Origin of the sequence: Candidatus Frankia alpina (assembly GCF_902806485.1) — a bacterium.
Taxonomy (GTDB): domain Bacteria; phylum Actinomycetota; class Actinomycetes; order Frankiales; family Frankiaceae; genus Frankia; species Frankia alpina.
This window is the reverse complement of record NZ_CADCWT010000019.1, coordinates 1-19,862: the sequence shown is the minus strand read 5'-3', so window position 1 is coordinate 19,862 and position 19,862 is coordinate 1. Positions and strand designations below refer to the sequence as shown.

At 71.0% G+C, this 19,862-nt stretch carries 16 protein-coding genes and 4 pseudogenes; 9 read left to right on the top strand and 11 right to left on the bottom strand.

The window, feature by feature from the left end; translation table 11 throughout:
* Nucleotides 1–13: 13 nt before the first annotated feature.
* Both G6R25_RS04320 and G6R25_RS04315 read right to left on the bottom strand, forming a co-directional pair.
* Complete coding sequence (locus G6R25_RS04320) at nt 14–811, bottom strand: DUF1684 domain-containing protein (RefSeq protein WP_136449575.1); 798 nt, start codon at nt 809–811, stop codon at nt 14–16.
* A 32-nt stretch (nt 812–843) separates the two neighbouring features.
* Nucleotides 844–1,662 (bottom strand): Fpg/Nei family DNA glycosylase, encoded by an 819-nt coding sequence (locus tag G6R25_RS04315; protein WP_163551944.1) that lies wholly within the window; start codon nt 1,660–1,662, stop codon nt 844–846.
* A gap of 287 nt (nt 1,663–1,949) precedes the next feature.
* On the opposite strand from G6R25_RS04315, the gene G6R25_RS24940 reads away from it, so the two are divergent.
* Entirely contained in the window at nt 1,950–2,237 is a 288-nt protein-coding gene (locus G6R25_RS24940; RefSeq protein WP_205446854.1) for a hypothetical protein, read from the top strand.
* Between the two features lie 198 nt (nt 2,238–2,435).
* Here G6R25_RS24940 and G6R25_RS04305 read toward each other — a convergent pair whose 3' ends face one another.
* Nucleotides 2,436–3,215, bottom strand: coding sequence for an NmrA family NAD(P)-binding protein (locus tag G6R25_RS04305; protein WP_163551943.1), 780 nt, complete (start codon nt 3,213–3,215; stop codon nt 2,436–2,438).
* Nucleotides 3,216–3,312: 97 nt separating this feature from the next.
* On the opposite strand from G6R25_RS04305, the gene G6R25_RS04300 reads away from it, so the two are divergent.
* The 3 genes and pseudogenes from G6R25_RS04300 to G6R25_RS04290 all read left to right on the top strand — a co-directional run bounded on the left by G6R25_RS04300 (nt 3,313) and on the right by G6R25_RS04290 (nt 6,729).
* On the top strand, nt 3,313–3,978 hold the full coding sequence (locus G6R25_RS04300; protein WP_136448677.1) for a TetR/AcrR family transcriptional regulator: 666 nt from the start codon (nt 3,313–3,315) through the stop codon (nt 3,976–3,978).
* Nucleotides 3,979–4,302: 324 nt separating this feature from the next.
* A pseudogene (locus G6R25_RS04295) lies at nt 4,303–5,786 on the top strand (aldehyde dehydrogenase family protein).
* A gap of 76 nt (nt 5,787–5,862) precedes the next feature.
* On the top strand, nt 5,863–6,729 hold the full coding sequence (locus tag G6R25_RS04290; RefSeq protein ID WP_136448676.1) for a mycofactocin-coupled SDR family oxidoreductase: 867 nt from the start codon (nt 5,863–5,865) through the stop codon (nt 6,727–6,729).
* Nucleotides 6,730–7,160: 431 nt separating this feature from the next.
* Here the strand turns inward: G6R25_RS04290 and G6R25_RS29475 are convergent.
* Both G6R25_RS29475 and G6R25_RS26170 read right to left on the bottom strand, forming a co-directional pair.
* A pseudogene (locus G6R25_RS29475) lies at nt 7,161–7,292 on the bottom strand (DUF222 domain-containing protein); the annotation flags it as partial.
* Nucleotides 7,293–7,315: 23 nt separating this feature from the next.
* Entirely contained in the window at nt 7,316–8,206 is an 891-nt protein-coding gene (locus G6R25_RS26170) for a DUF222 domain-containing protein (RefSeq protein ID WP_235947380.1), read from the bottom strand.
* 675 nt (nt 8,207–8,881) lie between these two features.
* On the opposite strand from G6R25_RS26170, the pseudogene G6R25_RS26165 reads away from it, so the two are divergent.
* The 3 genes and pseudogenes from G6R25_RS26165 to G6R25_RS26155 form a co-directional block, all read left to right on the top strand.
* Nucleotides 8,882–9,418: pseudogene (locus tag G6R25_RS26165) on the top strand (alpha/beta hydrolase domain-containing protein); the annotation flags it as partial.
* A 49-nt stretch (nt 9,419–9,467) separates the two neighbouring features.
* On the top strand, nt 9,468–9,827 hold the full coding sequence (locus G6R25_RS26160) for an alpha/beta hydrolase domain-containing protein (protein ID WP_336500603.1): 360 nt from the start codon (nt 9,468–9,470) through the stop codon (nt 9,825–9,827).
* A complete protein-coding gene (locus G6R25_RS26155) occupies nt 9,766–10,224 on the top strand; it encodes an alpha/beta hydrolase domain-containing protein (RefSeq protein WP_336500601.1) in 459 nt (152 codons plus the stop codon). The genes G6R25_RS26160 and G6R25_RS26155 overlap by 62 nt, the downstream gene beginning before the upstream one ends.
* A gap of 133 nt (nt 10,225–10,357) precedes the next feature.
* Here G6R25_RS26155 and G6R25_RS04275 read toward each other — a convergent pair whose 3' ends face one another.
* The 5 genes and pseudogenes from G6R25_RS04275 to G6R25_RS26145 all read right to left on the bottom strand — a co-directional run bounded on the left by G6R25_RS04275 (nt 10,358) and on the right by G6R25_RS26145 (nt 15,574).
* A complete protein-coding gene (locus G6R25_RS04275; RefSeq protein WP_163551942.1) occupies nt 10,358–10,879 on the bottom strand; it encodes a hypothetical protein in 522 nt (173 codons plus the stop codon).
* A complete protein-coding gene (locus G6R25_RS04270; protein WP_163551941.1) occupies nt 10,876–11,343 on the bottom strand; it encodes a hypothetical protein in 468 nt (155 codons plus the stop codon). The genes G6R25_RS04275 and G6R25_RS04270 overlap by 4 nt, the downstream gene beginning before the upstream one ends.
* 108 nt (nt 11,344–11,451) lie before the next feature.
* On the bottom strand, nt 11,452–13,710 hold the full coding sequence (helR, locus tag G6R25_RS04265; RefSeq protein ID WP_235947378.1) for an RNA polymerase recycling motor ATPase HelR: 2,259 nt from the start codon (nt 13,708–13,710) through the stop codon (nt 11,452–11,454).
* A 282-nt stretch (nt 13,711–13,992) separates the two neighbouring features.
* A complete protein-coding gene (locus tag G6R25_RS26150) occupies nt 13,993–14,748 on the bottom strand; it encodes a carboxylesterase family protein (protein ID WP_163551940.1) in 756 nt (251 codons plus the stop codon).
* Nucleotides 14,730–15,574: pseudogene (locus tag G6R25_RS26145) on the bottom strand (carboxylesterase family protein). The gene G6R25_RS26150 and the pseudogene G6R25_RS26145 overlap by 19 nt, the downstream one beginning before the upstream one ends.
* A 337-nt stretch (nt 15,575–15,911) precedes the next feature.
* Here G6R25_RS26145 and G6R25_RS04250 point away from each other — a divergent pair.
* Nucleotides 15,912–16,760, top strand: coding sequence for an SDR family NAD(P)-dependent oxidoreductase (locus G6R25_RS04250; RefSeq protein WP_235947376.1), 849 nt, complete (start codon nt 15,912–15,914; stop codon nt 16,758–16,760).
* A gap of 51 nt (nt 16,761–16,811) precedes the next feature.
* Nucleotides 16,812–17,642 carry an SDR family NAD(P)-dependent oxidoreductase gene (locus G6R25_RS04245; RefSeq protein WP_163551938.1) on the top strand — a complete coding sequence of 277 codons (831 nt, stop codon included), beginning with the start codon at nt 16,812–16,814 and terminating at the stop codon, nt 17,640–17,642.
* Nucleotides 17,643–17,761: 119 nt separating this feature from the next.
* On the opposite strand, the gene G6R25_RS04240 is transcribed toward G6R25_RS04245, so the two are convergent.
* On the bottom strand, nt 17,762–19,771 hold the full coding sequence (locus G6R25_RS04240) for a PKD domain-containing protein (RefSeq protein ID WP_235947392.1): 2,010 nt from the start codon (nt 19,769–19,771) through the stop codon (nt 17,762–17,764).
* Nucleotides 19,772–19,862 lie beyond the last annotated feature (91 nt).

Below are 19,862 nucleotides of genomic sequence, written 5' to 3'. Positions count from 1 at the left end.
GCCGTCCCCGGGCCTAGCTGTCGAGATATTCGAGAATGTCGGACACGTCCGGCTGTGGATGGCTTTCGCCGGCGGTCACGTGGACTTCCAGGACGTTTCCGGGCGGCGGGGCGGGAGCCGGGATGCGGTCGTTGAACGCGGCCAGCGGCAGCACGGCGCGGTTGAAGTCGAGCACCGTCGTGTTGTCGTCGTCGGGCGCGGGAATGCGCAGAAACCGGAACGGGAAACGGTCCCGCCGCGACAGGTCGACGAAGACGGTGTGCAGCTCGCCCTGCAACAACGGACTGACCGCGAGCCACCTCGTGCCGCCGTCCTGCAGGCTGAACTCGATCCGGCCGACCAGGGTGAGCGTGATCGTGCCGGATTTGGTGCTGGGCACCTCGACCGGGACGATGGAACCATCAGGCCAGGGCCGGAAGACGGCGGGAACCACCCAGTCCGGATGCGGCTCGAAGACTTCCATCGCACCGTGCGAGACCCGGATCTCGCCTTCCTCGACCTGGCTGAGGCCCAGGCCGTACGTGCCCTCCTGGCCGAGCAGCGTCTTCTGCCGGTTGGTGAGATCGGCGTAGAAACCCAGGCCGCGCAACGGGGTGTCGAGAACCACCCGACGCAGCGTCCCCGGCGCGGGCCGGCTGCCGGTTCCGGTCAGCTCCTCGAGCGGGTTGGCCCAGGAAAGACCGGCCACGTCGGACGAGGTGGCCGAGCGATACGCCCGACCGCGACACAGGCTGGAAAGCGGGCCGAACGGGGCGGTAAGCGCCTCCACCCGCCGGGCGTGCCAGCGTTCCCACTCTTCGGTGAATCCCATGACCGGTCTCGCCCTCGTCGCATCGGTACAGTTCAGCCTATGTGAGGTGGCTGGCAGTCGGGGCACCAGAACAGGTTGCGGGCGGCCAGGCTGGTGGTCAGCACCGTGGTGGCGCAGATCAGGCAGGGCTGGCCGGCGCGGCGGTAGACGTAGACCTCGCCGCCGTGATCGTCGACGCGTGGTGGGCGGCCCATCGCCTCGGGGGTGTGCTCCGGGCGCACGGTGTCGATCCGGCCGGTCCGCACCCCGTCGGCCATCAGCGTGACCAGGTCGGCCCAGATGGCCGCCCACCGCCCCCGGGTCAGGTCCCGGCCGGGCACCAGCGGGTCGACGCCGGCCCGGAACAGCACCTCGGCCCGGTAGATGTTGCCCGGGCCGGCCACCACCGTCTGGTCGAGCAGGAGGACGGCGATCGGGGTGCGGCTGCGTTCGATCCGTCGCCAGGCCAGGTCCGGGTCGGCGTCGCCGCGCAGCGGGTCGGGGCCGAGCCGGTCGCGCAGCGTCTTCACCCCGCCGGGTTCCAGCAGTTCGCAGGCGTTGGGGCCACGCAGGTCGGCGTATCCGGTGTCCGCGGTCAGCCGCAGCCGGACGGCGCCGATCGGCGCGGGGGCCGGGAGTGGGCCGACGGTGTATTTGCCGTAGATACCGAGGTGCACGTGCAGAACCTGGTCGTGGTCGAAGCGCAGGAGCAGATGCTTGCCGAGTGCCTCGGCGTCGGTGAGCAGCCGCCCGTCCAGCCGGAGCGCCCCCTCGGCAAAGCGGCCCTGGGGGCTTGCCACCGCCACCGGCCGGCCGGCGAACATCCGCTGGTGAACCGCGGCCAACCTGTGCACAGTGTGACCTTCGGGCATAGTCGGGCGAGCATACTGCCGCGACTCGGCGCTCGGGCCGTGCCGGACAGGAGGCCACGGAGGACTCGCGCGGCTCGCCGAGGCGCATGCCGACGCGGCGGCCATCGTCGCCGAGCTCACGGGAGAACCGCTGACGGCGGGATCCCGCTGGGGGGTCTGGGCCGCGGAGGATCCCGCCGGTGTCCCGACCGCCGCCCCGCTCGACCGGCAGGGCGCGGTCTGGCTGCTCGACGGGGCCAAGGCATGGTTGCTCCGGGGCGACGCTGCTGACCCACACGCTGATCACCGTGCGTCACGGCCGGAGCCGGCAGCTTCTCGCGGTCGCATTGGACGCCCCCGGGGTCACCGTCGCCGACGACTGGGCGGACCCCGGCATGAAGGGCGCCGACACTCGCCTGGTGGACTTCGACCGGGTGCCCGCCCGAGCCCTCGGCGGGCCGGACGACTATCTGCGCCGCCCCGGGTTCTGGATCGGCGGCCGAGGAGAACCTCGGCGTCTGGCGGGACATCGCCGAGCAGGTGCCCGGGGAACGGCTCGTCGCCTCTGCACGGACCTCGACGACCTCACGGCCTGATCCTGCCGATCGGGCGCCGGAGACCTGGCCCAGACGTCTCCGTCCTACCCGAATGGGCCCTCCGGTTGTAGTGCGTTGAGCTTGGTCTTCGGCGACGGGATTGTTACGGAGCGTGGAAGCGCTCGCTGTCGTCGTCCGACCCCGTTCGGGTTGTAGGCCGGAGCAGGGGGCGGTGGCGCCGGCCTGCCGCCGGGGAAGTCAGGCGTTCAGCGCGGCTGTGATCGTCGCGGCGAGCGGCGTGGTCGGGTGGCCGATGAGCCGGCTCAGGTCGCCGCTGGTTCCTGCGAGTTCGCCGCGGGCGATGGCGTCCTCGGTGTCGGTGAAGACGGAGAGCATTGCCTCGGGCAGGCCGGCGTCAGCGAGGTTCTTCCGGTAGTCGTCAACCGCGAGCTGCTGGTAGACGACCTGGGTGCCGGACTGCCGGGAGATCTCGGCGGCGTACTCCCGCAGGCTCCAGGCGGTGTCGCCGCTCAGTTCGTAGGTCGTGTTCCCGTGGTCCTCACCGGCCAGGACGGCGGCGGCGGCCTCGGCGTAGTCGTCACGTGTCGCGGTGGCGATCCGGCTGTCGGGGTCAGCGGTGCCGATGATGGCGCCGCTTGCCAGGACGCCGGGAAGCTGCCCGGTGTAGTTCTCGGTGTACCAACCGTTGCGGAGGAACGTGTAGGGCAGGCCGGAATCCTCGATGGCCTTCTCGGTGGCGTGGTGGTCGTCGGCGACGACGAACCGGGTCGCCGCGCCGCCGAGGATGCCGGTGTACGCCAGCAGCCCGACGCCGGCGGTCCTTGCCGCGCTGATCACGGCGGTGTGCTGGGCGAGGCGCCGTCCGAACTCGTTGCCGGAGATCAGCAGGACCCGGTCACCCGCGCTGAACGCGCCGGACAGCGAGTCGGGGATGTCGTGGTCGGCGGGGACCCGCTGCAGAAGGTGACGTACTACGAGGCGGCCGAGCTGTCCGGTGGCTCCGGTGACGACGAGCATGACGCTCCTCCCTGATCGGTTACTGGATCTGCCCGGTAGAGTACAACGTGCATTGCAACTTCATGCAACGATCGTTGTAACTTTGGGGAGGGGTGCGATGACCAGCCAGAACGACGCGCCCGCGCACCCGCGTCGGGGGTGGGCGGACAAGCGTCAGGCGATCATCCGGGGCGCCCGCACGGTGTTCGGGCGAGACGGCTACGCCGGCATCGACGCGATCGCCACGGAAGCCGGGGTGTCCACCCGGACCATCTACAACCACTTCCAGGACAAGGAGCAGCTCTTCTCCTGCGCCATCCAGGAGAGCGCTGTGCAGGTCAGGGACGCTCTGGTCGAGCAGATGAGCCGTCATCTCGACACGGTCACCGATCTGGAGGCCGACCTCCTCGCGCTCGCCCATGCCTGGGTGGCGTCGATGGCGCAGTTCCCCGACCACTTCGCCCTGGTGCGGCTGATGACCGCGGAGGCGAACCGCTTCCCCGCTGAAGCTCTCGACGCCTGGCAGGAACTCGGCCCCCGGGCGGCGCGTGCCGCGCTAGCCCACCACCTCGGCCTGCTGGCCGGGCGGGGCCTGCTGGAGATCGGCGATCCGGATCGCGCGGCACGCCACTTCCACCTGCTGGTCTTCGCCGAGGTCACCGAACGGTCACACCACGGCGCGGTTCCGCTGGACGAGGCCGTCATTACCGAGATCATCACCGCTGGCGTCCGGACGTTCCTGCGTGGGCATATCCCACCTCCCGGAGCGGGCCGTCAGCAGTGACCGATCGAATAACCATCCCGCTGCTCATGTAGTGCTACCTACGCAGCCGAGTGCCCACCTTCGCCGGTCAACTCCGCGCCGGGTTCCGCCATCACCACGCGCACCCACATCAAAAGCGCGGGATCGTTGGTCGTGGTGCTGGATCCATTCTTCGGGCCCCACCGGCTGCCACTGCGCGCGGCGAGCTTTCCCTGGAGGGGGGCCGACCGTCGCCGCGTCCGCCTCCGGCCCGCACGTAGACACCGTGTCAGATGCGCTGTAGCTTTCCTCGACGCACCCGCCCCGTCAGGACGGGTCTTCGATGACGAGGGAGTCTGATCGGCGATGACGACGGAGTCTGAGGCGGTGTCCTTACAGGGCGAGCTGCGGCTTCTGATCGACGGGAAACTCGGCGAGTCGGCGGCGGGCGATCGCTACGACAACATCAATCCGGCTACCGAGGAAGTCCTCGGCCAGACGACGGACGCCACCGCGGCGGACATGGACCGGGCCATCGCGGCGGCGCGCCGCGCGTTCGACGAGTCGTCCTGGTCGACGGACCGGGAGCTGCGCAGCGGTGCCTGGCCCAGTTGCAGGCCGCGCTGGAGGACGAGAAGGAGGCGCTGCGGGCGGAGCTCGTCGCCGAGGCAGGCTCGCCGATCGCGGTGACGCACTTCGCGCAGCTCGACTGGCCGCTGGCCGACGGCCTGCGCGGGCCGCTGGAACTGATCGACGAGTTCCCGTGGGACCGCCCACTGCCCGACACGAACCTGTTCGGGCCCAGCCACCGCGCGGTCTGGAAGGAGCCGGTCGGGGTCGTTGCGGCGATCGTGCCGTGGAACTACCCGTTCGAGGTGACGATCAACAAGCTGGGCCCGATCCTGGCCACTGGCAACACGGTGGTGCTCAAGCCCGCGCCGGACACGCCGTGGAACGCCACCCGGATCGGCCGCATCATCGCCGAGCGGACGGACATCCCGCCGGGCGTCGTGAACGTGGCCCCGACCTCCGACAACGCGGTGGCCGAGCTGCTCGTGACCGATCCCCGGGTGGACATGGGGTCATTCACCGGGTCGACCGGGGTCGGCCGGCGCATCGTCGAACTGTCCGCCGGGACGATGAAGCGGACGCTGCTGGAGCTCGGCGGAAAATCCGCGATGATCGTGCTCGACGACGCCGACCTCGCCGCGGTGCTGCCCGGGGCCGGGCTCGGGGCGTGCCTGCACGCGGGGCAGGGCTGCGCGATGACGACCCGGATCCTGCTGCCCCGCGCCGTCTACGACCAGGGCGTGGAGATCCTCACCGAGGTGTTCGGCCAGCTTCCCTATGGCGATCCGACCGACCCGGCGAACCTGTCCGGCCCGCAGATCAACGCCCGTCAGCGCGACCGGGTGCTCGACTACATCGAGATCGGTAAGGCCGAGGGCGCCCGGGTCGCTGTCGGCGGCGGCCGACCGGCGTACCTGCCGACCGGCTACTACGTCGAGCCGACGCTGCTGGTCGACGCGAACAACGGCATGCGGGTGGCTCGGGAGGAGATCTTCGGCCCGGTGGCCGCCGTGATCGCCTACGACGACGACGCTGACGCCGTGCGGATCGTCAACGACAGCCCGTACGGCCTGTCCGGCGGTGTCTTCTCCGCCTCGCTCGACCGCGGCCTGGCCGTCGCCCGGCGGATCCGGACCGGGAGCATCAACGTCAACGGGGGCCTCTTCTACGGCTCGGACGGCCCCTACGGCGGCTACAAGCTGTCGGGCCTCGGCCGCCAGGGCGGCATCGAGGGCTTCGAGCAGCACCTGGAAAGCAAGGCCGTCGGCTTTACCGGCTGAGCCGCCCACGTCCGGGCCGCCTCCCATCCGGGCGGTCCACCATCAGATCGCACGCACGAGCAGAGGAGCAGGACACATGCCAGGTCGCTTAGAGGGCAAGGTCGCCTTCATCACGGGTGCGGCGCGGGGGCAGGGCCGCAGCCACGCGGTCCGCCTGGCGCAGGAGGGCGCCGACATCATCGCCATCGACATCGTCGAGCAGATCGAGTCGAATCCCTACCCGCTGTCCACCCCGGAGGACCTCGCCGAGACCGTCACGCTGGTCGAGAAGCTCGGCCGGCGCATCATCGCCACCAAGGCCGACGTCCGCGAGCGCGACCAGCTCCGCGAGGCGGTCACCAAGGGCGTCGCCGAGCTCGGCCGCCTCGACGTCGTCGTCGCGAACGCCGGCATCCTGCCGATGGCGATAGGCGACCCCCAGGCCACCGACTTCATCGACGCCGTTGACGTCGACCTCATCGGCGTGATGAACGCCGTCGCGGTCAGCGTCCCCCACCTGCCGGACCACAGCTCCATCATCGTGACCGGCTCGACCGCGGCCATGATGCCCAACACCACCGACAACCCCGCGATGGGTCCGGGCAGCGCCGGCTACGGCTGGGCGAAGAAGATCCTCATCGGCTACGTCGAGGAGATGGCGCTGCACCTGGCCTCGAAGTTCATCCGGGTCAACGCGGTCCACCCGACCAACGTCAACACCCATCTGCTCCACAACGACGGGCTGTGCGCGCAGTTCCGGCCGGACCTGGAGAACCCGACCCGGGAGGACGTCGAGCCCGCGTTCGTCATGTTCCAGGCGATGCCGATCCCCTACGTGGAGCCGGTCGACATCTCCAACCTGGTGCTGTTCCTTGCCTCCGACGAGTCCCGGTACATCACCGGCCAGCAGATCCGGGTCGATGCCGGCTCCCTGCTCAAGTTCCCGAACGGCCCCAGGGGCTGATCGCCGCCGAGCCCTGCGGAAGGCAGTGCTCGGGTTGCGTCCAAGCGTTCGCCGAGCACCGCCTTCCACGAGGTTCCGGCATCCGAGGTTCCGGGGCCGCTCAACGGTTTTGTGTGGGGTTGAGGAGGGTCTCGAGGGGTTGGGTGTAGGGGTGCCTGGGCGGGGTCGGCCCAGCGGGGTGGGAGGAATTCGGGTCGGTGATCGGCGCCGAGTCGGACGGTCCAACCGTGGTGGTGGAGGAAACGGTGGTGCCAGCCGCAGATGAGCACGAGGTTGTTCAGGCAGGTGGTGCCGTTGTCGGTCCAATGCCGAATGTGGTGCGCCTGGCACCAACTCGGCGGCCTGTTGCAACCGGGGAATGCGCAACAGCGGTCGCGGGCGACCAGGGCGCGGCGCAGGTCGGCCGGGACGGTGCGTTGCGTGCGGCCGACGTCGAGGGGGACGCTGTTCGGGTTGAGGACGATGCGGCTGACCTCGGCGTCGCAGGCCAGACGGCGTAGCACGGAGCGGGGTAGCGGCTGGCCCCAGCTGGTCGACGCGGCCGGCCCGCCCCTGCCGACCAGCGTCGCCCACGGGATGGTGATGGTCAGGTGGGGGCGGCGAGGCTGTCGAGGGCGGTGCGCAGCAGTGCGACGCCCTCGGCGTCGAGTTCGCCGCTGATCCGGGTCATCCCGTTGGACAGGTCGGTGATCGACAGATGGCGGCGCGACGCTGGATCGTCTCCATCGGCACCATCGCCAGCGTTACCATCGCCGCCGCCGATGTGATCATTACCGCTCTCGCTCTCGCCGTCGCTGTTGTTGCCGGCGGGGTCGGGGCTGCCGCCGCCGGGGCTGGTGTCGATGTCGGTGAGCCGCTCGCGGATGTGGCGGCCGAGGAGGGCGAGATCGGCGGGGTCAAAGGTGTCCGCGCACTGGAGCAGGAGTGCTTCGGCTTCACGTCGTCTGGTGAGGTCTACCTCGCGAGGTAGGACGCGCAGCGCGGTGTGGATCGCGAAGGCCTGGTCGATGCTGATGGTGCCGGCGGTCAGGGCGGTGCCGGTGGCGGTGAGGTCGTCGTTGACGGCGAGGGCGAGCAGCCGCTGCGCCTCGCCGGGGCGGATCCGTAGCCGGGTGCGCAGGAGCGCGGCGGTGCTGGTGGCGCCCTCACGTTGGGCGCTGCCGCGGCCGTGCATCTCACGGACCAACCCCAGACGCAGCGCGGCGAGCCGGGCCAGCAACACCGAGCAGTCCAGCACCGCGCTGTCGAGTTCGGGGTCGGACAGGGACCGGCCGGGCATGTCCACCGCCTGACCGATCAGCTCGTCGAGCTCGGACAGCGCGACAAGCAGCCGTGGACAATTCGTCCGGTCGGTGCCGAAGTCGGGCGCGGGAGCCGGGACGGCGTCGGAGCCGGATCCGGGGGCGAGGTCGGGGGCCGGGTCGGAGGCCGAGCTGGGAGCAGGGGCGCGGCCGGGGCTGGGGCCGTGTGTGGTCATGAATCAACGGTAGCCTCGCGACTCGCAGATGTCGAACGTATGTTCGAATCCGTGAGCGATGTGAGGAAGCGGCCCGCCGCATGCCGCCAGCCCGTCCATATCCCCGAGGCTGTGACATCCCGAGGCTGCGACATCCCCGAGGCTGCGACTGCCGGCGAAGAGCAGGGCCGGGCGGCGAGGGGTCGGCCGGAGGCCGCGGGGTGGAGCGATGACCGAGGATGGGGCCGCATCCGGCGGCGAAGCATTCGATCTGTGGTGTGTGGGGTTCCGCGCAATCGTCGGTAATTTGGATACAGATCTCCGACATCCGGCGGATACCAATCGGGGTCGGACGGGTGACGGTGCACGCCATCCTGGCTCCGACCAAAAGGAACGTGCTTGTCAAGAAGAGCTTTACCCCATGGTGGGGTGCCGTCCACGGTCGAAGTCCCGTAACGTCGGGATCACAGCATCGTTAATGAGTGATTCCAGGAAGGCCCCGGAACCGGTCCCGGTGAAATACCCGGCCTTTCTGGGGGCGTTCCGGCGCCAGCCCCGGTCGTTTCCATGGCCGGGGCCGCGTGTGGCGATCGCTCGCGAAGCCACCGATGCTGACGTGTGCCGCGGCTCGGTGGAGACAGGTCGGGTCGCGGCGTCCCTCGCCGTAAAGGACGTGACCATGACAGCGCTGGCCAGATGGCGGACCCGCCGCCGACGGATCGCGACGACAACGGTGGCCGGCCTGCTGGCCGTGACCGCCGCCGGGGTGGCCCAGGTCGCGACAGGTTCGGCCGCCCACGCCGCCAGCCCCTCGGTCGCCAGTCCCACGGCAAGTGGACCGCGACCCCGGCCGCCACGGCGCCCTACACGACACGGATCGTGGTCAACCGTCCCATCGACGCGAAGAAGTTCAACGGTACCGTCGTCGTCGAATGGTTCAACGTCTCCGCCGGCTACGACGGCGCCCCGGACTGGACCGCCGCCCACAACCAGCTCATTCGGGATGGCTACGCCTGGGTCGGGGTGTCCGCCCAGGCCGTCGGGCTCAACGCGACGAAGAACGCCGACCCGGACCGCTACCAGGCGCTGTCCCATCCCGGTGACAGCTACTCGTACGACATCTTCTCCCAGACCGGCCAGGCGGTGCGGAAGTCGGCCGGCACGGTCCTCGGCGGGCTGAAGCCGAAGAAGGTGCTCGGCGACGGCGAATCGCAGTCGGCCTTCCGGCTAACGACCTACGTCAACGCCATCCACCCGCTCGTCAACGTCTACGACGGGGTACCTGCTGCACAGCCGCGCCGGCACCGCGAGCGCGCTGTCCCAGGTCCCGGAACGCCCCGACATCGCGGCGCCGGCCGTCGTCCGGATCCGACCCGACCTCACCGTCCCGGTCCTGACCTTCCAGACCGAGACGGACCTGCCGGCCGGCCTACTCGGCTACGTCGACGCCCGCCAGGACGACACCAACCGCTTCCGCCTGTGGGAGGTCGCGGGGACCGCCCACGCCGACGCCTACACCATCGGCATCGGGGCCACGGACCGTCGGCGACGGGCAGGGCAGCGTCGCCGCGTTCAACGCGCTGCGCAACCCGCCGTCCGGGGGCGCCGGCTTCAGCTGCGCCAAGCCGATCAACGCCGGTGAGCAGCAGTACGTCCTGCAGACCGCGTTCTCGCAGCTCAACCGGTGGGTCACCAGCGGGCAGGCGCCGTCGAAGGCACCGCGGCTGCAGATCGCGGACAACGCCTACGTTCTCGACGCCAACGGTAACGTGAAGGGCGGCATCCGCACCCCCGCGGTCGACGTCCCGGTGGCGAAGCTGTCCGGGCTCGGCCAGGACACCGGTTCCTCCCCGTTCTGCGCCCTGTTCGGCACCACCGTCCCGTTCACCCCGGCGCAGCTGCACACCCTCTACCCGTTCCACGATGCCTTCGTCGTCGCGTGGATCAAGGCCACGGCCAGCGCCGTGAAGGCCGGTTTCATTCTGCCGGCCGACGCGAAGCCGCTCGTGGCGGCGGCGTCATCCACCGTGCCCGAGTGACGGTCGTTCCCGCGTGACGGTCGCCGACTGCACCTGACCGCCGCAGACCGCCGACCGCCCATCCCCCGGCGCCAGTGGGGATGGGCGGTCGGCGCGGGCGACCCGATCCCGCCGGACGGAAGCCGGCTGGCAGTCAACTGCCGCCGGCAGGGTCCCGGCCACGCCGGGTGAAGGACTGCGCCGCATCCGAGGCGCGGCGCAGGTCGTCGCCGCTGATCACCATCTCGGCGGCGTCCCCGGCGAGGGCGGCGGCGCAGTGGAGGTCCCCACGGGCGGGTATGGGTTCCACCCGCAGTACCGCATATGCACGCCCGAGCCAGGACCCGGACCGCGTGACTGTCGCCGAGGGTGGTCCGGGCATGGCCGGGCTGGTGATGTCGAGGGTCACCTCCGGCTCGGGGGGCCCGCTGCTCGTCTCCTGCCGTATCCATCGGGACAGCTCCAGCAACGCGTCGCCCTCTGGCCGCGTGTGCTCCGAGGTCGTGGTGAACAGCAGGTCCGCTCCCACCGCGGTCAGGTGGATTTCGACGCCGCCGTGGTCGGCGAGCACCCCGTCGACCACGACCGCGAACCGTGCGGTCTCCAGAAGAACCGCGTAGCAGTCGACGCCGATCGGGACCGGCACCGCTGGCAGCTTGCCCGGTGGCTCGCTCATCGCCGACCCTCTCCATCGGCTTTGCCGGTTCCCCGAATCCGGCGAGCCGCCCGAGCCGCAGCGCGCAACGCCGAACCGTCGAGGACGGTCCGGCTGGTCTGCCCGGCGGCGCGAACGGTGCAGAGGACATCGCCGGAGCGCGGAATTGGCGCGGCCCAGACCCAACCGTGCGATCTTCGCCGGTCTGTGGTGTAGATGCCGCTGAAGGGCGACAGTTCGAGGGCGAGATCCGGATCTGTTGGCTGGAGCGCGCATTGCACCAGGATGGCCGCCGGGCCGCGGGTGGACCAGACCGGAGCACCCGGCGTGGCGTCTTCCCGCCCCGCTCGCGCTGCGGCCTCCTCGTCGGCGCTCAGGAATCGGGTGATCGCCGGGCCGACCGCGAAGAACCCGACCGCGAAGAACCCGACCGCGAAGAACCCGGCCGTGAACCCGGCCGCCTGCGCCTGCACCCCATGCAGCACGACCACAAGATCCAGTGTTTCGATCAGTCGCTCATAGACGTGGATGCCACCGGGAATGACCTGGAGGTCGGGAACGCCGGCTCCCGGCGACCGCCCGTCTGCGCGTTGTCAGTCAACGGCAGTAGCTGCCGACGGTGTCCGAGTGGTCCCTGGCCGAGGAGCCACCTGTGGTGCCGACCAGGCCGACTCGTTCCCAGACGTGAGGATGACGAGTTGCTGGGTCGCTCGGGTCATCGCGACATAGCGGTCGACCGCTCCTTCGATGCCGTCGCCGAACGCCTCCGGGTCGATGAGGATGACCAGGTCGAACTCGAGCCCCTTCGACAGCTCCGGGGTCAGCGACCGGACGCGGGAGGTCGCCTGGAACGTTGCGTCTTCGATGACGCCGGTGCTGATGACGCAGGCGATCCCGTCGGCATGCGCGGCGAGCCAGGTGGCGAGGATCGAGCCCAGTTCCGAGGCGGATCCGTGCACGACGGGGACGTTGCTGCTGCGGATGGAGGTCGGCACGTTGGCGTCCGGGAGCACGGCCCGGATGACCGGCTCGGCCTGCGCCATGATTTCTTCCGGCGTCCGGTAGTTGATGGTCAGGGAGGCCAGGTTGATCCGGTCGAGTCCGATCCGCGTCAGCCGTTCCTGCCACGACTCGGTGAACCCGTGCCTGGCCTGCGCGCGGTCCCCGACGATGGTGAAGCTCCGGGACGGGCAGCGTAGCAGCAGCATCTGCCACTGCGCGTCGGTCAGTTCCTGGGCCTCGTCCACGACGATGTGCGCGAACGGGCCGGCGAGCAGGTCCGGGTCGGTGCTGGACAGGGCGTTCTCGTCGACCAGGACGTCGTGGAAGTCCTCTCCGCGCAGCATCGTCACCAGGCCCATGCCGTACTCGTCGTCGGCCTCGCGCAGGTTGTCGACGACCCTGGCCTTGTGCTCGCGTTCGGAGGCGACGGCGGCGTCCCGCTGACGCTTACGCCGGGCCGCCCCCGGGTCGCCGAGCCGCTGCCGCGCCGCGTCCAGCAGCGGCAGGTCGGACATCGTCCAGGCCCTGGCGTCGCCGCGCTGCAGCTGCCGCACCTCGTCGCGGCTGAGCCAGGGAGCGCATCTGTGCAGGTAGGCGGGCACCGACCACAGGTCCGCGACGAGATCGGTCGCGTCGAGCAGCGGCCAGGTCCGGTTGAACGTCGCCCGCAGCCCCCGGTTCTGGAGCAGCGACCTGTGGAGCTGGTCGGCCGGGACGTCGCCGCCGTGGGACGCCTCATGCTTGTCCAGCAGAATCGTGAGTAGCTCCGCCCAGACCTCCTGGCGCGCCTCGTTGTGTGCGGTACCGGGTGTCGGTACGTCGAACGCCTCGGCCCAGTCGTCGGCGCTGAGCTGGAGGTCGGACCAGTGGGTCATGACCGTCATCGGCTTGGTGGGTGGCTCCTCGTAGAACTGCACAGCCGCCTCGATCGCCTTCACCAGGTTCGCGGACGATTTCAGTGCGGCCACGTCCGGGTCGGTCTCGATCTCTGCCACGGTTCCCTCCGCGACGAGGTCCCGCAGGGTGCAGGTCTGCACGCCCTCCTCGCCGAGGCCGGGCAGGATGTCGGCGACGTAGGTCAGGTAGGGCTGGTGCGGACCGACGAACAGCACGCCGCCCCGGCGGTGACCGAGGCGAGGGTCGGAGTAGAGCAGGTAGGCGGAGCGGTGCAGGGCGACGACGGTCTTCCCCGTGCCCGGACCGCCGTCGACGACGAGAGCGCCGTCGGATCCGGCGCGGATGATGGCGTCCTGGTCGGCCTGGATGGTGCCGAGCACGTCGCGCATCCGGGCCGACCGGTTGCCGCCCAGGCTGGCGATGAAGGCGGACTGGTCGTCGAGCGCGGCATGCCCCTCAATGCCGTCCGGGGTGAACACCTCGTCCCAGTAGTCGCTGATCCGGCCGCGGGTCCAGCGATACCTGCGGCGGCTGGCCAGCCCCATCGGGTTGGCGTGGGTCGCGCCGAAGAACGGCTCCGCCGCGGGGGAGCGCCAGTCGAGCAGCAGCCGACGACCCTCGCCGTCGGCGAGGCCGAGTCGTCCGACGTACATGGGCTCGGGGTCGTCCACGCCGACGATGTGTCCGAGGCACAGGTCCAGCCCGAAGCGGCGCAGGGCGCGCAGGCGAGCGGTCAGCCGGTGGATCTCCAGGTCCCGGTCCATCGCCGCCTGGCCGATGCCGCCCGGCGCCCTGCGTTCGGCGTCGAGGCGGTCGGACAGGTCGGCGATCGACTCCTCGAGGCTCTGCGCGATGGCCGCGAAGTGCTGCTCGTCGCCGGCGATCAGCGTCGGGTCGGCCTTGGGGGCGAAGCGGTCGGGAAGGTCGAACGCACTGGTGGTCAGAGGGTTCACGGCATCAGCTCCGATGTTCTTCGTCGTGGCGCGCCAGCATGCGGGTCAGCTGCGAGCGACCCGTACGTCGACAACAACACCCGCATTTCGCGACTCCCATGCCCGCAGGTTCTGGCCCCGGCCAGCGATTCTGCGGCACGCCCCGGGTCTTGCCGCAAGCCCCCCAGTGTGCTATAGGTTGAAACTGGAGGGGGGTAGGTGTTCCTCCTTCTTCCGATCCTCCCGACCGTCGCTCCCCAATGTTCGCGGGGGTGGCCCGGCCGCCTGCCCGTGATCGGCTGGTCAGCCCGTCCCGCGGGTGTGGAGCTCGCGGATCGCCGGGCGGGGATCGTCCTCGACGTGGGATTCGGCGTCGAAAATCATGGTGGTGCGCCGGTCGAGCGTATACGGCGACCAGGCGGGCAGTCCGGAATGGTTCGGATCGCCCTGTTGAGCGAAACGCACGAACGCCTCGCTGACCGCGCGGGCCACACTCGCATTCTCGGGCCGGTCACCGGCCATCGGGGTGAGCGGATAATTGTCGAACACAAACGGGATCTCACCGCCGTGGGTGGCCCCGAGAATTCCGCCGAGGGCGGGCGTGACGAAATCGAAACGGTAGACGTACACCGGGGCGCCGGCGGCGGCGATCTTCCGCTGGGCCCAGTCGATCCCGCCCCACCACATCACCCGGTCGGTCACGAACGCGCACGCCAGCTCGCTCGGCGTCGCCTCCGGCCGCTCCGCGCGGTAGGCGCGCACGAACTCCGGCCCGAACATGCCGCCGGCCAGCGCGGCCAGGCCGACGTCGTCGAGGGAGCCGAACCACGGCACGCCCAACATGATCATCTTCATGTCGTCCCGGGTCGACCCGACGAGGACGGGGACGTCGGCGCCCAGCGGCGAGGCCTGCGGATCCATCGGATGGGCGGGCAGGATCCGGCCGTCGACGACCGCCTGGAAAGGCATGAACTGCTCGCTGCCGGCCGCCCCGGCGAGCCCGGAGGCGATCGGCACCCCGATCGCCTCCGCCTCCTCGATCAGCAGCTCGGCCGGCACGTCGTGCAGCTTCGCGACGTCGGTCGGGGCGATCCCGAGCCGGCCGAGCAGCTCCTCGGCGTTCGCGTCGCCACGTCCGCCGGGCAGGAGCGGATCAGCGGGCCGCTCATCACCGCCGCCCGCTGGAACAGGCCCTTCGCCGCCGGCATGCCCAGCAGGATGGAGGTTTTCGACGCGCCGCCCGAGTCACCGAACAGCAGCACCCGGTTCGGGTCGCCGCCGAACCCGGCGATGTTGTCGCGCACCCACCGCAGGGCGAGCACGATGTCGAGAATGCCGGCGTTGCCCGCGTCGCGGTAGCGGTCCCCGGCCAGCTCGCCGAGGCGCAGGAAGCCGAGCGGGCCCAGCCGGTGGTTGATCGTGACGACCACGGCGTCACCCCGGGCGGCCAGGGAAGCGCCGTCGTAGAGCGGCCAGGAGCCCGAGCCCGTGCTGAAGGCGCCGCCGTGCAGCCACACCAGCACGGCGCGGGCGCGCTGCTGGTCGACGCCGCCGGTCCAGACGTTGAGCACCAGGCAGTCCTCGTCCTGGGCCGGTTCGTCCCCGGCCAGGCCGTGCAGGAACGCGAGGAACGGCGCCATCCGCGCGGCCGAGGCGGGATCGGCCGCGCCGGTGCCGCCGGCCTCGGCCGGGCGCGCCTGCGGCGCGGTCGGGCCGTAGGCTAAGGCGTCGCGAACACCCGTCCATGGCTCGGGCGGGCGGGTTGGAATCGGTTCTCGCCGGCGACGGATCCGCCGTACGGAATTCCCTTGAAAACGTGCACGCCCGATGGCGTCGTCGTGCCGCGAATCCGGCCGCTCGACGTTTCGATGACGATATCCGGCATGATTGGTCCTTTCCTGCGTGGGCCCGTTCGAGGGCGCGAGTGAAGTGGCTCGATGCACCGAAAATTAGGCGTCGACCGAAGACGTGTCAACGGCGTTCACCGGCCCCGGTTGCGACCGGTTGACGTGGTCGAGGGCACTCCGAAACGCTGCCCGGTACCCGCACACGGGCCGCGGGTACCGGGTGGGGCCATGGGCGCCGTCGCGAGGCTGGGCCCGAGGGCAACAGGGGACGGAGCTGCTGATGGGCACGAGCGAGCTGTCCGGGAACGTCGATTCCGCACCGTTAGCCCGCTCCGCACCGTTAGCCCGCTCCGCGGCGGCGGGGGCCTGACGCCGATGGCCACGCCTATCGCGGGATCCACTGCGTCCACGGCCGCCGAGCCGTCCACGGGCGCCGAGCCGTTCACGGCACCCGGCCTGGCCCCGGATCAGACCGGTCGGCTCGCCGGGCGGGTCGCCGTCGTCACCGGTGCGGGCCAGGGCCTGGGCCGGGGGATCGCCGAGGCGCTGGCCGACGAGGGCGCCGCGGTGGCCCTGCTCGGCCGCACCGAGTCGAAGGTGGTCGCCGCCGCGGAGGAGCTGTCCGGCAAGGGCGCCCGGGTGCTGGCGCTGCGCTGCGACGTGGCTGAGCGGGCCGATGCGCAGGCCGCGGTCGCGGCGACGCTGGCGGCGTTCGGCGCGGTCGACATCCTCATCAACAACGCCCAGGGCGGAAACAACACCGTCCGCATCCCCACCGTCGACGCCACCGACGCCCAGCTCCTCGAATCCTTCGAGACAGGCCCGCTGGGCAGCGTGCACATGATGCAGGCCTGCTTCGAGGCGTTGCGGGACTCCGGCCGCGGCGCGGTCGTCAACTTCGGGTCGGGGATCGGCGTGCGCGGCGCGCCCGGCCTGCTCGGGGAGGCCATCGGCGGCCTGACGAAGGTCACCGCCATCGAGTGGGGCCGTTACGGGATCCGGGTGAACCAGGTCTGTCCGGCGGCCTGGTCGCCGGCGGCCGAGGAGTACATGAAACAGAGCCCCGAGCGCTGGGAGGCGCAACGTCGCCAGACCCCGCTGCGCCGGCTCGGTGACCCCTACGCCGACATCGGGAAGGCGATCGTCGGCCTTGTCAGCGACGATATGCAGTACCTGACCGGGGCGACGCTCATGCTCGACGGCGGCCAGGTCCTGCTGCGCTGATCCGGTCGCGTTCGCCAACCCCGCGCAAGGACGGACCGGAAGGAAACGGCGATGCCGAACAACCTGGTGGGCAAGACGGCGATTGTCACCGGCGGCAGCAGTGGCATCGGTCTGGCCAGCGTCGAGGCGTTCGTCGCCGAGGGCGCGCACGTGGTCATCGGTGACATCCAGGACGAGCGCGGCCGGGCCGCCGCCGAACGGCTCGGTGACGCCGCGATCTACGTGCACACGGACGTCTCCGACGACGATCAGGTCGCCGACCTGGTCGACACCGCGGTGCGGCACTTCGGCGGGCTGGACATCATGTTCAACAACGCCAGCGGCGCCGGTGATCTGGCCGGGTTCGTCGATCTCGGGCCGGACGGGCTCGACCGGTCGCTGCGCCTCATCGTCGGCTCGGCCGTCTCCGGCCACCGGCACGCCGCCCGGGTGTTCATCGAGCAGGGTCGCGGCGGCTCGATCATCACCACGAGCAGCGGTTCGGGCCTGCGCGGCGGCTTGGGCCAGCCGAGCTACGTGATCGGCAAGCACGCCGTCATCGGTGTGGTGCGCCAGGCTGCGGCCGAGCTCGGCCGGCACGGCATCCGCTCCAACGCGATCTGCCCCGGCATCACGATGACGCCGGTGATGGGCGTGGGCATCGCCCGGGACCGCCGAGGGGCCTTCATGGAACACCTCGCCGAGGCGTTGCGCGACGAGCAGCCGGCCGGCCGGGTCGGGCAGCCCGAGGACATCGCCGCCGCGGTGGTGTTCCTGGCCAGCGACCTGTCCCGGTTCGTCAACGGGGTGATCCTGCCGGTCGACGGCGGCGCCGACGCGGTGAGCCTCGGGCGCTACTCCGAGATCACCACCGCGGTCCGGGCGGACTTCGGCGGTCGCTGACCGCGCCTCGCGCGCCGTCGGGCCGTCGGCTGTGCCGCCCGGGTTGGCGGGGATGCGTCGCGGGGCCGGCTGCGCGACGGTGCGCGGCCGGCCCCGCGACGGGCTGGGACCGATGCGGGTCAGGTCACCACGACCCGGACGGAGGCGACGTTCGGGATGCGGCGGTGCACGGCGTCGCGGTCGCCGTCCCGGTGCGACCACACCCGGGCGGTCGCGAACCGGGTGCCCGGCGTGGGGTAGGTGTGCGTCCTGGTCAGGCTGACGGCCGTGGGGGTGCCGACGACGTCGGCCGGGTCGGTGAACGAACCCGAGCCGTCGAGGTCCCACTCGACCGCGATGATCGTGCCGGCCCCCGGCGGCACCTCGGCGTCCACCCGCAGGGTCACCGCCGTGCCCGCCGGCACCTCGGCCCGTTCGCCGCCGTCCACCGTCGCCGAGACCACCGGCTGGATGCCGCCGCGTTCGGCCGCGGTCGCCGGCAGCGTGACCCGCCCGTCGCGGAACTCGTAGCGCGACCCGGCGGGTTCGACCCCCTGCTCCACCCAGGCGACCAGGTCGAGCAGGCTCTGCTCGATGACGGGCAGGTAGTCGATGAGCCACGTCGAGGTGGCCCGGTCCGGCGCCGAGGGCAGATACCCCGGCGGGATGTGCTCGGCGTTCTCGGTCCAGCGCAGGCGGAACCGCTCGGCGGCGGCCTCGGGGCCCCGCACGGCGCGCACCGCCGCCTCGTACACCAGGCCCTGCGGCGGCCACAGCGAGGCGTCGTGGGTGTGGTGCACCCACAGCAGCTTCCCCTCGTACTGGCCCGAGTAGGCCACGCCCATCAGCGGCGACATCGTGGGCACCCGGTTCTGCGGGTAGATCGGGCGGCCGTCGGGGCGCAGGAAGTCGAACGCCGGCTCGTCCATCAGGTGGTGGCGGTAGTAGTAGCAGAACGCCAGGAACCGGCGGTTGTCGACGTGGATCTCGTCGCCGACCTCGACGTCGCGGAAGCGCAGCAGGTTGGCTTCGGCGACGCCGTCGGCGCTCAGCAGGTCGCCGGCGTGGCCCATGCAGTAGAGCTGGCGCCCCTTGGCCTTCCCGCTGACGAGCTGTAGGCCGGAGCCGAGGCGGTAGCCGTCCCCGAGGCCCTCGACCTCGATCGCCATGGGTAGATCGGGCCCTGCGCTCATCAGCGACGCCATCACCCGCAGGCCGCCGAACTCCGGCCCGGCGTAGGCGGGGTCGGTCAGCAGCTCGCGTCCGGTGACCACCCGGCTCACGGTCGTGGTCACGTCGAGGATGTCGTCGGCCAGGGCGTCCGGCGCGTCGTGGCCGACGTACCCGGGCTGCGTCCAGAAGGCCGTGAAGTACTCGGCGTCCTCGGCGGCGAGCCGGTCGGCGATGGACGACCACAGCCAGATCTGCCCCATCGGCGAGAAGATCATGAACTCGTCGCCGCGGGGGTAGCCGAGCTGGTAGAGGTTGGCGAGCTCCTCGCGCTGGTGCGTGGTAAGCCCGGCGTAGGGGTCGCCGCTGCCGCCCGGCCGCGTCGCGTCGATGACCCCGGCGGCCTGGTGGCGCAACAGGCGCTGCACGTTGAACATCGACGCGAAGGCCATGACCTGCGCGCCCTTCATGAGCGTGGTGACGCCGTGCGCGGCGATCTCGCCGCCGCCCATGAACGGCAACGCGCCGTCGTAGACGCCGGTGCCGTACTCCAGACACAGCGGCGAGCGCCGCCCACCGCCGCTGCCGCCCCAGACGTAGGCGTGATGCGGCGGGGCGCCGTAGATCTGGGCGGCGACGTGCTTGGAGAACCGGGCGGTCTCGACGCTGGCGCGGTGGCCGTAGAGGGTGGGGTCCTCGCCGCCGCGGGGGTCGGTGTCGTCGCCGATGTGGCCGGAGTTCGACTCCACCATGTAGCCGCCGAGGCGGGAGATGAGGGTCAGGCCGCCGATCACGTCGCCCATCGGGCCGCCGAAGGCGTCCTCATGGCCCGCGTGGGCGCCTTCGAGCGGGTGGAACAGGCGGCCGTCGTAGGAGTCCTCGGTGGGGAAGTAGAAGGTGAAGTTGGTGTCGGTGTCGCGAAAACCGCCGTGCACGTGGCGGTGGGGTAAGGGGCTTTCGCGCCACTCGTCCGAGTCGATGTAGGGAGCGCCGAAGAATGTGTCGGCGGGAATGAGCCATTCCCGGCAACGATTTGTGAGGTTGGGTAATTGTTGCGGGGTGTGAGTGTCC